17 protein-coding genes are annotated in these 15,411 nt (G+C 39.3%); 6 read left to right on the plus strand and 11 right to left on the minus strand.

Features of this window, described 5'->3' with window-relative positions:
• Positions 1-97: 97 nt before the first annotated feature.
• Positions 98-328: a hypothetical protein gene (locus UN64_RS06325; protein WP_077360758.1), complete on the minus strand. Its 231-nt coding sequence runs from the start codon at positions 326-328 to the stop codon at positions 98-100.
• A 355-nt stretch (positions 329-683) separates the two neighbouring features.
• Between UN64_RS06325 and UN64_RS06330 the strand changes: the two genes are divergently transcribed.
• Together UN64_RS06330 and UN64_RS06335 are read left to right on the plus strand one after the other, a co-directional pair.
• A complete protein-coding gene (locus tag UN64_RS06330) occupies positions 684-1,241 on the plus strand; it encodes a beta-class carbonic anhydrase (RefSeq protein WP_077360760.1) in 558 nt (185 codons plus the stop codon).
• A gap of 180 nt (positions 1,242-1,421) precedes the next feature.
• Positions 1,422-1,772, plus strand: coding sequence for a YflT domain-containing protein (locus tag UN64_RS06335; protein ID WP_077360763.1), 351 nt, complete (start codon positions 1,422-1,424; stop codon positions 1,770-1,772).
• A gap of 52 nt (positions 1,773-1,824) precedes the next feature.
• Here the strand turns inward: UN64_RS06335 and UN64_RS06340 are convergent, their stop codons facing one another.
• Entirely contained in the window at positions 1,825-2,361 is a 537-nt protein-coding gene (locus tag UN64_RS06340) for an SRPBCC family protein (protein WP_077360765.1), read from the minus strand.
• A 101-nt stretch (positions 2,362-2,462) separates the two neighbouring features.
• Here UN64_RS06340 and UN64_RS06345 point away from each other — a divergent pair, with 101 nt between their 5' ends.
• Positions 2,463-3,677: an NAD(P)/FAD-dependent oxidoreductase gene (locus UN64_RS06345; RefSeq protein ID WP_171978809.1), complete on the plus strand. Its 1,215-nt coding sequence runs from the start codon at positions 2,463-2,465 to the stop codon at positions 3,675-3,677.
• Positions 3,678-3,821: 144 nt separating this feature from the next.
• Here UN64_RS06345 and UN64_RS06350 read toward each other — a convergent pair whose 3' ends face one another.
• Positions 3,822-4,619, minus strand: a complete 798-nt coding sequence (locus UN64_RS06350; protein WP_077360769.1) for an alpha/beta fold hydrolase — start codon at positions 4,617-4,619, stop codon at positions 3,822-3,824.
• Between the two features lie 174 nt (positions 4,620-4,793).
• On the opposite strand from UN64_RS06350, the gene UN64_RS06355 reads away from it, so the two are divergent.
• Complete coding sequence (locus UN64_RS06355; RefSeq protein ID WP_077360771.1) at positions 4,794-5,291, plus strand: YajQ family cyclic di-GMP-binding protein; 498 nt, start codon at positions 4,794-4,796, stop codon at positions 5,289-5,291.
• Between the two features lie 36 nt (positions 5,292-5,327).
• Here UN64_RS06355 and UN64_RS06360 read toward each other — a convergent pair whose 3' ends face one another.
• From UN64_RS06360 to UN64_RS06375, 4 genes are all read right to left on the minus strand, one after another.
• Positions 5,328-5,618: a DNA-binding protein gene (locus UN64_RS06360; protein ID WP_077360773.1), complete on the minus strand. Its 291-nt coding sequence runs from the start codon at positions 5,616-5,618 to the stop codon at positions 5,328-5,330.
• Positions 5,618-5,842 (minus strand): hypothetical protein, encoded by a 225-nt coding sequence (locus tag UN64_RS06365; RefSeq protein ID WP_066294104.1) that lies wholly within the window; start codon positions 5,840-5,842, stop codon positions 5,618-5,620. Before UN64_RS06365 ends, UN64_RS06360 begins: the two co-directional genes overlap by 1 nt.
• An 85-nt stretch (positions 5,843-5,927) precedes the next feature.
• Complete coding sequence (locus tag UN64_RS06370; RefSeq protein WP_077360775.1) at positions 5,928-6,644, minus strand: lysophospholipid acyltransferase family protein; 717 nt, start codon at positions 6,642-6,644, stop codon at positions 5,928-5,930.
• A 13-nt stretch (positions 6,645-6,657) separates the two neighbouring features.
• Positions 6,658-7,035 carry an SLAP domain-containing protein gene (locus UN64_RS06375; protein WP_077360777.1) on the minus strand — a complete coding sequence of 126 codons (378 nt, stop codon included), beginning with the start codon at positions 7,033-7,035 and terminating at the stop codon, positions 6,658-6,660.
• A gap of 135 nt (positions 7,036-7,170) precedes the next feature.
• Between UN64_RS06375 and UN64_RS06380 the strand changes: the two genes are divergently transcribed.
• Positions 7,171-8,643 carry a hypothetical protein gene (locus UN64_RS06380; protein ID WP_077360779.1) on the plus strand — a complete coding sequence of 491 codons (1,473 nt, stop codon included), beginning with the start codon at positions 7,171-7,173 and terminating at the stop codon, positions 8,641-8,643.
• Positions 8,640-9,284 carry a sortase gene (locus tag UN64_RS06385; protein ID WP_077360781.1) on the plus strand — a complete coding sequence of 215 codons (645 nt, stop codon included), beginning with the start codon at positions 8,640-8,642 and terminating at the stop codon, positions 9,282-9,284. The genes UN64_RS06380 and UN64_RS06385 overlap by 4 nt, the downstream gene beginning before the upstream one ends.
• 53 nt (positions 9,285-9,337) lie before the next feature.
• Here the strand turns inward: UN64_RS06385 and UN64_RS06390 are convergent, their stop codons facing one another.
• The 4 genes from UN64_RS06390 to UN64_RS06405 form a co-directional block, all read right to left on the minus strand.
• Positions 9,338-9,886: a hypothetical protein gene (locus tag UN64_RS06390; RefSeq protein WP_077360783.1), complete on the minus strand. Its 549-nt coding sequence runs from the start codon at positions 9,884-9,886 to the stop codon at positions 9,338-9,340.
• 229 nt (positions 9,887-10,115) lie between these two features.
• Positions 10,116-11,696: a bifunctional metallophosphatase/5'-nucleotidase gene (locus UN64_RS06395; RefSeq protein WP_077360785.1), complete on the minus strand. Its 1,581-nt coding sequence runs from the start codon at positions 11,694-11,696 to the stop codon at positions 10,116-10,118.
• 198 nt (positions 11,697-11,894) lie between these two features.
• Positions 11,895-14,285 carry an immune inhibitor A domain-containing protein gene (locus UN64_RS06400; RefSeq protein ID WP_077360787.1) on the minus strand — a complete coding sequence of 797 codons (2,391 nt, stop codon included), beginning with the start codon at positions 14,283-14,285 and terminating at the stop codon, positions 11,895-11,897.
• 185 nt (positions 14,286-14,470) lie between these two features.
• Entirely contained in the window at positions 14,471-15,409 is a 939-nt protein-coding gene (locus UN64_RS06405; protein WP_077360789.1) for a type II secretion system F family protein, read from the minus strand.
• Positions 15,410-15,411: the final 2 nt, after the last annotated feature.

Genomic DNA, 15,411 nt, shown 5'->3' on the forward strand with positions numbered 1-15,411 from the left:
GCCATGCAAGTGAATGCTAAACATATTAAATCCTTATTCTTCTTTTTTTAAATAGCTTTCCTCCTTTTCAATTATTTTTATATTTGTCAAACGATCGTTATGACGTATCCACCCAACTGAACGCCTGATTATTGAAAGTGCTGTTAACAGCTTGCTGAAAATCAGCTGCAATCACATTTGCCGATTCTTCATCCAGCTGCAGTCTGCCCCAATGATCCACCGCAGGCAGAGCTTGTCCCGATTTCGGCAGAGAAGCGGCAACCATATAGTTCTTCATAACCGACCCCATTAACAGCAGAACCCAAAGGATGTACGTCATAACTTCCATGTTCCCTTCCCCTTTCAAAATAAGAATAATAAGTTCCCGATCTATTTAAAAACCGACTGGCAAGCTATTTTTATTTCTTCCTCCCTTCAAACTTACCAATTTATGTGGTGTTAACTGCGATTATACGTACCTTATGATAAAATGTTTGTCATAATGTGCTTTTGTTTCTAAGTTTCTATCAACAAAAAATCTGTTTCGTATACAAAAAAGAGCAGATAAAGCATCCTTTTTTGTATAATAGTTAAAACAAGCTTGAATAAGTTAGCGAGTTCAGGCTGATTATGATAGAAAAAGACGCACACTTTACGATTACTTTATTAGTTAACTATTTTCTGTAGAATCGAGGAGGAAAATCATGTCCATAATTAACGAAATCATAGCGTACAATCAAAAATTTGTTGAAAACAAAGAATATGAACCTTTTCAAACTACCAAATTTCCAGATAAGGGGCTTGTCATCGTCTCTTGTATGGATACACGTCTTACAGAATTAATGCCAAGTGCCATGAACATTAAAAACGGAGATGTGAAAATTATTAAATCCGCTGGAGCGGTTATCTCCCACCCGTTTGGCTCTGTAATGAGAAGTATACTTGTTGCGATCTATGCACTAAAAGCTGAGGAAGTAATGGTTATCGGTCATTACGACTGCGGGATGAGCAATGTAAATGCAGACGCATTGATTGCCGAAATGCAGGACCGAGGTGTGGAATCCTCCACTCTCGATACTCTAAAATATTCCGGCCTCGACCTTAAAAAGTGGGTTCAAGGCTTCGAGAGTGTAGAGGAATCAGTACAAAACAGCGTTGAGTTAGTAAGAAATCACCCGTTGCTGCCAGAAGGCATCAAAGTGCACGGACTCGTCATCGATCCTTCCACGGGTAGACTCGACATCGTAGATGCAGATAACTAAATAGATAAAAGAAGGTACCTCCGAGCGGGGTGCCTTTTGTTTTTCTTTTAGACGTTGCTCAATCAAATGTTATTCAAAGATAGTAAAATCCTCCTGTTATTAACAACGAATTTAACGTTTAGAATCACCTGAATGCGTGAATACACACTATAACTTCGTTTAAAGGAGAGGATATAAAAAATGGTTAAGCCAATTGTACATGAATTTAACTCACAACAAGAATTGATTGCTGCTGCAAGTGATTTGAAAGCAAAAGGTATTCATGAAGACAATCTCTATGTCCTGTCACACGAAAAAGGCGACACCCGTGATCTAGCAGATAATGCGGATGTTAATACAATCGGACTAAAAGAAGAAGGATTAGGCACGGCGCTCAGCAACGTGTTTGAGTCCAGAGGCGATGAGCTGCGCAAGAAGATGACCGAAATGGGGTTATCTGACGTAGAGGCTGATCAATATGAGAAGAGACTCGACATGGGTAAAATCTTACTCATTATAAAAGATGAAGACAAAGTAACGAACTTGCCATAAGAAAAAGAAAGAGTCGCTGAACCCGATTTGGGTTTTGCGGCTCTTTTGTCATTTATGCAGGCTGCTTTAACTCTATTGATTGTGGTTCATATATCTTTTTTAGCCTAAAAAGCGCCGCCTTCATTTCTTGCCCCATCTTCCATTTATAATAAAAAGTTAAATAACGTTCAAATGGATTTTTCTTGGTGGTGCCTTCGCACACCCATGTTAGTGTTGTTGAACAACCATGGTTCTCAGAAAAGAAGATAACAAACCTCAAGACAGTTTCGCCTTTATTAATCCGCATCTGATAATGAATGCTTATTCCTGGGACACAGCGGCTGATTTTCAAACTAGCCGGAACTCCTTCGATTTCCCAATATTGCGAAGCTCCTTCTCCCCTTTCTGGTCCAACATACATGAAGGGAATAGCTGTATTTTCATCCATCTGCCATCTCGGCCAATTTTTCAGATTCAATAAGGATTCATATGAATCAAAAAGAGATATGTTCAAATCAGCAGTTTCCTTCACCCTCCATCTGACTGGAATAAGAAGTGCTGCCAAAACAAATAAAATGATTACAATGCTTGTTAATAGCCCAACCACCATGAGCATCCCTCCTGTTTTCTATTCTATTGAAAATTTTTTCCTTTCATGCGGTTTCTCTTTTGCTTTTCCCGGGAATGAAAAGAGGACGAGGAGGAGTAAATATGAATTTACACAATGGCCAGCTGTTTTGGCCATCAACATATACCGATGACGTCCAATATCCAGTACTTGAAGAAAATATTACATGTGACGTGCTCATTGTAGGCGGAGGAATGTCCGGGGCGCTCTGTGCTTATACGCTAGGCAAAGAGAACGATCTCGAGGTTGTCGTCATCGACAGAAGAAAACCAGGCTATGGCAGTTCATCAGCAAACACAGGACTCTTACAGTTCTCAAGCGATAAAATGCTTCACGAGCTTATTGAACAAAAAGGTGAGCAAGATGCTGTTTATTTTTATCAGCTCTGTCAAAATGCATTAGAAAACTTAAAAAAGATCGCCCAAAACTTATCTGAAGATCCTGAGTTTAGAGAACAAAAGAGCCTCTATTACGCAAGTACGGCTGAAGATGCCTCAAAGCTAGTCCGTGAATACGAAGCTTTAAAGAAATTTGGTTTCCCTGTAGAATTTCTTGAACCTCAGGAGATTTCCTCACGTTTTCCTTTTTCAAAACCAGCCGCACTCGTAACGAGCGGTGACGCTGATGTTAACCCATATAAATTTGTCCAGACCATGTTAAAAGATGCTGAGGCCGCTGGAGTAAGAATTTTTGAGGAAACGCCTCTCATGCGAAAAACAAAAACCGTTCACGGATTTACATGCGAATCCGAAAATGGAACTATTCAAACGAGGCACATCATTTTTGCAACGGGATATGAAAATGATTTTCTCGCACAGCAGCTAGGTGCTGACCTTAACCGTTCCTATGCAATTGCAACGGAACCCCTGCCATCATTAAAGACGTGGTACAAAGAATGGATGATATGGGAAACCAAGCGCCCTTATTTGTATATGCGTACAACGAAGGATAGAAGGATCATTGCAGGAGGCTTAGATGAGGATCAGGCAGAAGCTCCTTTAAATGACGGCTTGATCGAGGAACGCGGAGAGCGAATCAGGCAAAAGATTATGGAACACTTTCCGGACCTATCCCCTGAAATTTCTCATTCCTGGTGCGCAACATTTGGTGAATCGCATGACGGACTCCCCTATATCGGCGAACACCCTAATCGCCTAGGCGAATATTATTGTTTAGGTTTTGGCGGAAATGGAACAGTATACAGCATGCTAGGTGCTGAAATGATCAAAGATCTAATCACAAAAGGCTTTCACCCTGCATCAAGATTGTTCACGATAGCTCGGGCCGTAAGCTTGTGATACAAAGACACTTCTAACATTGTAGAGGGGGGTGTCTTTTTCACGTGTACATCAGATCCCACAAAATAGATAATTATGTGATGACGAATTTTTGAACCTCATCAAAAAGAAAAAGCCAGCTGAATTATAGCTGGCTTTACGTAATTATGAAGCAGTCGGTGCTGCTGTAATTTGTTTTTTGATAAAATCAATCGATTTTTTATTAAAAATATCCGGCTGATCGACGTTGCAGACATGTCCACAATCTTTTATCGTCAAAAGCTTTGAGTGCTTCTTCTTATCGATAAACGCCTGAATCGGCGGCAAGAACATATAATCTTCCTCACCCATGATATACAGTGTAGGAATCGGCATTTCTTTTTTCGTTAATTTTTGCAAAAACGGATTGATCTTAAGCGTTAACTTGAACCAGCGCTTAAATTCTTTCTGGCAAAGCTTTTTCGCTTCACCGATAAACAATGAACGCGATGCTTCGTGTCTTTTCTTTGGCATGATTACCCATGCGAATAAACTGTAAAGCCACATATAAGGAATAAAAGATTTGCATAGATTCCCCATTGCAATCAAAAACTGAGAACGGAAATTCATTTTCGTTACAGCTCCGCCAAGGGTCATAGAAGCAACTCGCTCCGGTTTCAACTCAGCTATCGTCTGAATCAGAATCGTACCAAGTGAAATTCCAACAAAATGCGCTTTTTGGATATTCAAATGATCCATAACTTCAAGCACATCAAGGCTTACTTCTTTAAAAGAGTATTTTTTCAATAAAAATTTCTCAGATTGAGATTTGCCGTGACCTCTAAGATCAACAAGCAAAATATTAAAGTGTTGTTTGAATTCTCTTAACTGTTTATACCAAATGGATGAACTGCCCCCTGCTCCATGGACAAAAATCACCCATTGATGATTTTTTTCGTGTGTATAAGTTTTGTAATGAAGCACTAAGTACTCCTCCTATTGGTTAAACGTCGATGAAAAATTCCAGCCTTTATTTTACCATACTATACACGTTTTGTACCCCTATCTGGGCAAAAGAATGTGTACAAACTGGAAACATGACGTATTTCTCTTTATACTATAGGTATATTAACGATAGTGAAGTCAGGAGGTTTCAAAATGGCTAAAGAAAGTTCATTTGATATTGTTTCACAAGTCGATCTATCAGAAGTAGACAACGCCATTAATATCGCAACAAAAGAAATCACAACACGCTATGATTTTAAGGGAAGCAAAAGTGAAATCACCCTTGATAAATCAAATGAAGAATTAGTTTTAGTTTCTGATGATGAATACAAACTAGAACAGTTGAAAGATGTACTCATTACAAAGCTTATTAAACGCGGTGTTCCAACAAAAAACTTGGATTACAGCAAAATCGAACAAGCTTCAGGCGGAACCGTTCGTCAGCGTGCAAAGCTTGTTACTGGAATTGATAAAGACAATGCTAAGAAAATCAACACATTGATCAAAAATTCCGGTCTAAAAGTTAAGAGCCAAGTACAAGATGACCAAGTTCGTGTAACGGCAAAGAGCAGAGACGATCTTCAGCAGATCATTGCACTTGTTAGAGAAGCAAACTTGCCGATCGATGTGCAGTTTATTAACTACAGATAAACATAAAAAAGCTTGAGGGAGGGATACAGATTCTCCTCAAGCTTTTTGTTTGAAATTTTCTTTTGTTGAGAGCCACTCATAAAAATGATGATATTGGTAGTATCTCGTACCTTTTAGTTCAATTTTAGGTATATCAGGATACTTTTGAAGAAGCTCTTCTACTTCATCTAGTGTTAATCCCACATAATTGTGCAAATCTTTTTCTTTAATCAGAACCGGATACTCCGAAAAACTGTTACCTGGATTTTTAAAATTTTTCAATCCATCCCCGATAAAATAACCGAGTGCTGCCAGCCCTAATCCAATCCAAAGCAAACTGATCTCCATTATACCGACTCTTTCTTATCACTGGCATCTAAAAGTTTCATCTGTTCAAGCTCCAGCCTCATCTTTTGCGTTTCGATCACATAGTTATCGTGCTTCAACCTTTCAAGTTCAAGCTCATCTTTTAGCATTTTGTGCTTCAGTTTAGTCTGTGATTGAAAATGCCCCAATACGATTGCGATAATTGGAATTGAGAATATCATAATGACTGAAATTGTCCCCGTCATAGTATTCCTCCTAGAAATTTTTACCTTATGTTCCAATAATACCAAAAATAAACAGAGCTCGTATAGACAAACCAATAAACTTTATTTAAGACACCGCCTTTTTTACGCCTTCTTTAATAATTTGTTCCGACAATTTAGCCAGTTCCTTCGCTTCTTGCTGCTGCGGGTAGATCGGCGGATGTACCTCAATATGCACGCTCGCCGGCTTTATCCAGAATCCCTGCTGCTCCATAATTTTATAAGAACCTTTGATCGTAACAGGAATGATCGGTACACCCGATTTAGTTGCCAGCTTAAAGCTGCCAGCTTTAAATTCAGACATGTGATCCCCTTTGCTTCTTGTCCCCTCAGGAAAAATAACAAGAGATGTACCATTTTGAAGCAATTGTGCACCTTCATTAATCGCTTTTACAGACTGGCGCACGTTCTTCCTGTCCATGAAAAGACAGTTCAGCTGCTCCATCCACGTTCCGATAAACGGCATTTTTTTCACTTCTATCTTGGATATAAAAGCTTTTGGCTTATGTATATATCCCAGTAAGAGAGGAATATCAAAATTCCCTTGATGATTACTTACAAAAAGCACTGCCGTATCTTTCGGAATATTTTCTTCCCCGCTTACCGAAACGTTCGATCCAGTAAGCTTTACTAAAGAACGAGCCCATTCTTTCGCTTTTTTATCAGCTAATTCATCACGTTCTTGAATACGTCCAGATTTCTGCAGGCTCTTTACGCGATTTAATGAAGGTATTAATTTAATTAATACCGTCCAAAAATAAGCAAACCAAATAATCGTTCTCAAAACTTCTCATCCTTTAACTAATTATTAACACACCTGAATCACCACTATCAGGTGTATCTATCAAACATCCCGCTGGAAATATAAACGTCCAAGGCATACTTGTTTCAGCAGGTATCTCTAACGTATAAGCTGACTCAAACTCACCTGAAGTCCGATTCTTCTCTTTATATACGACTTTCTTGCCTAAAAGTGACATCGGAATTTTAAAATAATTGTTTAATAAAACCGTTACCAAAAATTCTCGCTTATGATTAAATGCAGTTTTTAATATTACAACCTGCTTTTCATTTTTCCCTTCAATATTGATTGCAGAAAATATACGCTCAATCTCGTTTCTGTCTTTTTCCGCTAAAGTCCTGTCCCACGTGGATTCGAATACCAATTTTTGCAAGGTTTATCACCCTTTCGATTCATCTTATCATAAATTTTTATTCACTTTTTCATAAAAAGAGGTTATTCCGACAATTTTCTTGGGTATATCTTCCTTGTGTACAAATAACCAAAATTAGAAAGGGATGTGAATTATTTGAAAAAATGGTTTTTTGCTTTACTTGTAGTATGTGTCATGCTTGCTCCGATAAGTGCCATGGCTGCAGGAAATGAATCCTCAAAAGCCCAAACTCAGACATTGCCGGTTAACCTTCTAGAAATCGACTCTGCTGTGACTGCATTTTCTGATTTTACCGTAAGTGATTCTATGCGTAAATTAAGCGGCTCCATTCATTTAAACGGAAATGTACCAGATGCTGAAAATAAAATGCGCCCGGTATACAAGTTTAAGCTTGAAAATAAAACGATGGATACATTGAGCAATTTAACGGTAAACATCCCTTATCCCCCTGGAACACAGCTAGATACTACATATCCTCCTGAAGTACTGATAACTGAAACTAACAAAAACCGCAACAAAGAAGATATCATTGCAAATTATGATACTACAACAGGCATTAAACTTACGCTTCCTGAAATGGAGAAGGATGAGATTTTAACTTTTGATGTGAAGTTTTTCTTGCTTCCATTAGAAAATGATGAAGAAGAAACCGTTATAGATCTTCACAAAGTAACAATTAAACCTGAAGCGAAAGTCGTGGAATGGTTTAAAGAGGATGTAAAAGTAAGACTGATGCTGATGATGCATAACTCAAACAGCATAATGATGGAAAAAGTGATGCTGAAATTAAAGCTGCCTGAAGGAATTGATATACAAGATGTAATGGTTACTGGCATTGATGGTGCTACCGTAACGATCAGAGATGGCTATGCATTTATTTATCTCCCTAAGATGGTAAAAGGGGATTCAAATATTATCCTCCATTTTAACATGAAGAAAATGCAAGGATGGGATAAACTTCATCTTCCTCTGATGATTGGAATGGATGGAATGACTGATGTATCTCTTACTCCGCTCACGTTTACTTTAAAAGATATACCTGATATCGACTGGACTAAGATTATGGCAAAAGGCGATTTTATGGCTGAAATGAAAAAAGGTAAGCTTTTCTTAGATTATAAACTGAACATCGACAACAAAAACACTGCAGCTGCAAAAATGTATAAACTGCGTTTGATTCTTCCTAAATCAGTTAACATTCAAGACCTTAAAGTCTCTGGTTTAGAAGGCGCAAAAATTGAAATGGATACAGAAGGTGTTATCTGGATCATCATCCCTTCTTTAAACGCAGGAATGTCAAACCTTCATGTAAGCTTAACGGGAACGTACACAGGTTCTTCAAGTGATCTATCCACTGACATCGTGACAGAAGGTTCAAATGGAGTTACCGCAACACTCTCAACAACCGTTAAAGGCATGACTTCGACTGACAGTGACACGACTGAGGTCATCACAGTTGAGAAACCAACAAATGCTTCAGGCGGATCAGGGAACACCCTTCCTAAGACAGGAAGTCCTTTCAGTCAGTTAACTTGGTCCATGCTCGGATCACTTTTTGTACTATTAGGAATTGGTCTGTATGTTAAAGCAGCCCGGATGCAGGCATGAATAAAAAGACGTTAAAACGCGGAGGAATTGCAGTATTTCTTCTTGGCATCGCGCTCCTTATTCTTCCGGTAATAACAGGCTGGCAGACCAGCAGTGACCAACAGGCACTTGAAAAGGAATGGAATGACCTAAACACATCTTATGATAATCCTTTTACTCTTCCTTCCGTTAAAGCTGCTAAACCACCAGAAACTAAAAATGAAGAAAATCCAAACACATCTGAATCATCTAAGAAAATAGCTATGGAAAAAGGCGTTATAGGGAAAATGTCGATTCCGAAAATAGGTCTAGAATCTATGATGGTTCCTGGTGTTACACAAAAAGATCTTCAAAATGCGATAGGATGGATGACTTCAACATCTTTTCCTGGAGAAAAAGGAAACACCGTGATGGCAGGTCATCGCTCTCACACATACGGCCAGTTCTTTCACCGTTTAAATGAAGTGGATAAAGGCGACACGGTAAAAGTAGAAACCACTACTGGACCGATTCTGTACAGAGTATATGAAAAAACCGTCGTGAAGCCAGACAACCTTTCTGTCTTAGAAGCTAAAAAAGAAGAAGAGATCACATTAATAACATGTGAACCTCTCTATTCTAACGAGTTTCGTCTCATAGTAAGAGCAGAACGCATTAATTAATAGAAAAAGCTGGTTCATAACGTGTTTAACACGATTCGAGCCAGCTTTCTCTTTTATTCATATATAGAACTCGCAGCTTTCAGCAAATTTGATTTTGCCTTCTTTGAGTCTGTCTCTTCTTCTTTTAAATATTCCATTTTATGATACAGACCGTCCTCTTCCCATGCTAAAATCGGCAAGTCTGAACTTCCAGAGAAATAAGCTTTTATTCCGTTCTCAAGCTTAACCTTTTCGTTCGTTTCCAGTTTTTCGGCATTCGGAAGAAAGTTAGAGATCCGGTAAGCTAAATAGACATTTTTGCCTTCTTGCCTCGGATAAAAAACAGAGTCGAGAAGTATGTTTCTTTTTTCTCCCCAATCTGAAATTTGAAAAGTGGATAAAGCCACTTTGAACGGTAGCTTATCAGGCAGTTCTAAATCAAACGGAAGAGCCTTTTGCGCCTCTTCTTTTGAAACCTGTTCATAATATCTCGGGTAAGCCCCTTTTATATAGTCCTGGAGTTTTAAGTTTTTGTCATTTAACGTACCTTGCCCAGCACCGCTTGAACAGCCAGCCAGAAAGACAATGATAACCAGATAAACAAACAGCTTCTGCTTACTCAACCGCCCCACCCATTCCTTTATTTTTTGCTGTTTTGCTATACATTGTTGCTCTTGGAAGCAGTTGATTTCCGTTACAGGATGCTCGCTTTCCGCGGGGCGTGCGGTGAGCCCCCTAGGCTTTATCAGCCTTCCGTGGTCTCACCTGTCACGCTGATCCCGCAGGAGTCCCGCACCTTGCACTCCAATCAACATGTCAATGAAGAGAAAGAACAAATAAAAGCAATAGTATTTATTTTTTGGAAAATGGTACTTTGACTCTCCAGTTATGATCACACGATGCCTGTATTGTACCTCTTTTTAGCAGATAGTTAGCCATCAGTTCCGAAACATCAATTGGAATATCCTTTACAACACGTTTTCCTTTGAACATTTGGTAGTCTCCTCCACCGCCTGCACGGTAGTTGTTCATTACTACTTGATACAGTGCGTGATCATCTACCTCATTACCTTTGAAGATTAATTCAGTAATTCTTTTTCCAAAAGGTTTTGATAGATCGATCGTATATCGGATGCCTTCCCACATGTCATAATTGTAGTGCTGCGGCTTAGGAACAGAAAATGCCGGATTCACACCTACTGTACCATCCTCATTCAATACAAAATAAGAAGCCGATCTCTCTAAAGCCTCTCTCATGTCAGTGCCTGTGATCTCAACGACTTTTAAAGTATTTGGATAAATGTAGTTCGAAACGATATCGCGCATCGTTACAAGGGAAGAGAACCCTTTTGAACGATTATCAAATAAAGCGGTACTTGAAATCTCTGTACCCGCAGCATCCAACTGCACTTTATTAATAAACTCGATTAAAGGAGTGTCTCTTAATCTCGTTTCCATCGGATCAGTTATCTCCATATCTCCCTCAATAACGCCGATCGGCTGATCCAGCCATTCCTGAGCTTTTTCTTCGTATGGAGCAATTAAGTTAAGTACAGTCTGATCAGGATCATAGCCTTTTGCAGAAAGAAGAGTAGATTTTTTACTGACCACTTCCCAAGACCCGCTATTATTTCTAATTGTTACTTCTACATGACCTACCGAAGTTCCTTGTGTACCTGGCTGAATAACCTTTACACCATTTATTTCGCTATTTTCTATGAGACGATGCTGATGACCAGTTAAAAGGACATCGATCCCCTCAACCTCCATACATAACTGATAGCCTTGATTTTCCCCGGTCAAAGTCTCTATCGGTTCGCCAGATTCTATGTCTCTTTCAAATCCTCCATGATAGGAAACAATCACAATATCTGCCTTTTCTTCTAAAACCGGAACCCATTTTTTTGCCGTTTCGACGGCATCAAGAAAGGCTATGCCTTTTATATGTTCAGGGTTCTCCCAATTAGGTATATGTTGCGTCGTAAGACCAAGGACAGCTATTTTACAGCCGCTTCTGAAATTTTTTATGAGATAAGGCTTCCCAAAAAGAGGTTCACATGACTCCTCCCATACAATATTTGCAGACAGCCATGGAAAATTCGATTCATTTACTGTTTTCTGTAAAAGAGGAAGCCCATAGTTAAATTCATGGTTTCCGATCACAGCTGCATCAAACTCAAGCTCGTTTAATAAAAGCGCCATGGGATTAATAGATTCTGTCCCCATCCTTGCGTAATGATAGGTAAGCGGCGTTCCTTGAATGAGATCACCGTTATCAATTAACAAACAGTTATCCCGCTTTTTCATTTCCTCTTTAATAAGCGCTGCAGCCTTAGCAAGCCCCAACTCCGCTTTTTCGTTGTTTCCATACGTTAATGGGAGCACGTTTCCATGTATATCACTCGTTACGTATATATGGATGGTTTCTTCCAAAACATCGACCTTCCCTCTATAATCCTAGTACTCGTATTATACTATTTAAACGATATTAAGAAGAAACGCGTTTTCTCATTTTTTTGTAAAATCATTCAGAGGATTCGACATTATTTCCGCGGGAATAATCAGTATTCTACAAAAATAGTTAGATAAAAAAAGCCTAAGCATCCAAATGGATTACTTAGGCTTTTAAGATTACTTAGAAATTTTAATTTTTGCAGTACTGCGATCTGCAGCTTCTTCTAATACTTCAATCTTTAATCCGTAAGAAGGAAGCTTTAAACCAGAGTACGGGCTAGATGGACTCCAGTAGTTTGCAGTATCATCAAACAATGATACAGGTGCTTTTGCTGCTTGATACATGTGATTTCCTTGTCCATAATCCACATCAAGTGCAGCACCCTTCACTTTACTGAATGTTGCATCATAGATTTGGTAGCGCGTGCTTGCCAAATCACCAGTTGCAGCATTTCCACCCCAGTGGTGAACATTTTGGTGAGCGTCAACTACACCGACAAACCCTTTACCAGGATGTGAGCCAACCCAGTTGTTGTCATAAGCACTATTCACATACCAGATGACCATACCAGGATCATAAGACATGATAGAATTGCCGCGCTTTAAGTGAGCAAGACCATCATCCACGCCATCATGGTTACGCCATTCAACTAAATAGTAATGGGACTTCGATTCTTTCCCTTGATGTTTTTCAAAATGATCTAAAGCAAACTTAGGTGTTCCTTCAGCTCCATCTTCAAAAACAGTTGCCCCATCCTTCGTTACTTTTACATTATCAACGAAGAAACCTTCAAGAGATGTACCCCAGTCCGTCATATAGCGGAATTGGAGTTTAATGTTTTGTCCTGCATACTGACTTAAATCAAGGGTTTCATGTACCCATCCGTTAGATGAGCCAGTGTAGCCAGGAAGATTGTCTTTAATATCAGGGTATCCGTCAACTACTAAATCACTATTTGTGTTAGGTGTAGATAGGGATTTCCAAGTAGCCCCGTTATCAGTAGAAACCTGAACCATCGCATAATCCCAGTTTGATTCAATCTTATACCAAGCGTCATAATCTAACTTTGCAGATGTTGCGCCCGTTAAATCAATGTTTGTTACCATCTTATGATCGATTTCATCGCCTCTTCCGCCATAATATGCGTAAGAGCCAGATGCAGGTGTCGTAATTTGATTTACTTGATCAGGCAAGTTGATACGAACTGCATCCTCATTCGTACCTTTTGTAGATGCTTGGTCAAGAGTAACTGTAACACCGTTTTTGCCAAGAGAGCTTGTATTTAAAGTCTTGCCTTGCAGCCATTTTCCACCGATAGTAGATTGATAGAATTCTTTTGCAAGCGGGCTGAATCCAGTTGGTTCTGTTCCTGGAATCTCCCCAGCCCAGCTGCCGCTAGACATGATCGACCAATAAGAAACAGGCTCACCATAAGGAGAAGAATAAACCGTATCATACTCATCCGGATAATTTAGATCGTGGCCAAATTCATGTGCGAATACACCAGTTGCTCCATCTTCTGGCTCAATTGTGTAATCATATGCACCCATTGCTCCGCCCCAGTATGGAACAGTTGCTGTTGAACCAGGAATCGCATAAACTCCGCCAAGATTCCAGCGGTGAGACCAGATTGCGTCACCACCTAAGCTTCCGCCGCCAGCTTCTTCACCTACACCAGCGTGAACAACCATTAAGTGATCAACAAGTCCGTCTGGCTCACGCTTGTTTCCGTCACCATCAAGGTCGTAAATATCTTCTTTATCATATAGTGTTAGATCAACACCATTAGCTGCAGCTGCTGCTAATGCTTCAGCTACTAGATTACGAGGTCTAGAGTCATTGTCAGAAGCGTTGTTTCCGCCGTACCAAGCTGCATCGTTTTTAGCTGTATACCAGCCATAAACATCTCCATCAATCGTATAAGATCCGCCTGATTGCTGCAGGTAGAACTGTTTCATAGAAACCATGTTCTTACCGTTAGGACCTGTATAGCCATTATCTCCAAAAATCATATCGCGATAGTGCTGCTGCGTATATTTTGGATAATGGAAATCCGTTTCAGAAGGTGTTATGCTGCCTTCTTTATAGTCATTATAATCAATTAATAAAACTAAAACTTGGTCTTTACGCACATCACCACTGTACGTTTCAGCTTGTACACCATCTAATGATGAAATAGTAGCAGTACTAGATTTCTTACCGCCTTTTCCAGGAGATGTCGTCGTAGAACCGCTGTCAGTTGAAGACTTCATCTGACCCTTCAAATATTTAGCCGTTGCATCAACATCATGCTTCTCGTGAAGGTGAACTGAACTTCCACCTGCACGTTTTTTCAAATATTTATTTAGCTCTGCCTCTTGTTGTTGTGGAGTTAACCCCGCTTTGATGACGCCACGCTCTGTCAATGACTTGATTAAGCGGTCCTGATTGACTATCCCTAGGTCAACCGGTGCCACGTCTTCATTGTGTTTTTTAGCAGCAACCGGATCTACTGATGCTGGACTTGTCCAAAGAAACGTCCCCGCGAGAACCGAAGCTGCCGCAAAACTAGTAAGAACTCGTTTCATCCCTTACATTCCCCCTAACAGAATTTTCGCATTTTTGCGACTTTTTAATTTTAACATAAAAATTTTCCATTAAATGTGAGGAATTTTAACTATTTTTGTTATTTTTAATAGTATTATTTTACTAATTTTATAATTGTTAGTAGATAAATAGTTTTGATCTTATTCCATTATTTAATAAAAACAGACTACTTTCGATTCATTTCCGTAAATGTCTGTACAAAATCTATAATCGCTGGTCCCAGCAAAACAATAAACAGACTTGGGAATATAAAAAGAACGAGTGGAAAAAGCATCTTTACAGGTGCTTTCATCGCAGCTTCCTCAGCTCGCTGTTTTCTTCTGTCTCTCACCTCAGCAGACTGAACTCTCAGTACTTGAACCATTCCGATTCCTAGTTTTTCTGCCTGCAAGATAGCACTGATAAAATAATTCACTTCATCAACGCTAAGCCGTTCACGGATTTTACCTAATGATTCTCTTCTCGTTTTTCCAAGCCTCATTTCTTCTAGGCAGCGATGAAATTCTCCTGTCAAAACGCCATCTTTTTTAGAGACTAGCTTACTTAGCGCTCCATCAAATCCTAATCCCGCTTCAAGACTTACTGTTAAAAGATCCAATACATCTGGAAGCTCACGCAAAGCCAAATAATTTCTCGTTTTTATTTTTTGTTTTAAATAGAAACCAGGTAAAAAGGCAGCAATTCCAAACCCTATCAAGAAAAATAACAACCCAGCTCCAAATGAAACGTTTAATAGCTGGCTGTAAAGTACAGATCCGATTGGAAAGAATACAAACAATGCGATCTGCAGCATACGATAGTCTACAGGTGTCATTCCAAATGGATGTCCCGCTTGATTTAGCAATTTTTCAATCTTTGCTTCATTTTCACCTGGCATTTTTCGTTTGAAACTTCTTTTAAAATCTTTCCATAACGGCATAATGAATCGATCCGCAAAAGAAACAGTCCCTTCTAAGGCTGCTGCTGTTTCAAGATTGCTCTTTTGCCCATTTTTCCCTAACGCAGTTGAAAGCCGCCTTTCTACAAACTGTCTTTTTTCACTCGTCCAAACATACACCGCGTAGGCTGTTAACGTAATGGTTACAAAAAAAGTGAAATACATCATCC

The organism is Fictibacillus arsenicus, assembly GCF_001999465.1.
Lineage (GTDB): Bacteria > Bacillota > Bacilli > Bacillales > Fictibacillaceae > Fictibacillus > Fictibacillus arsenicus.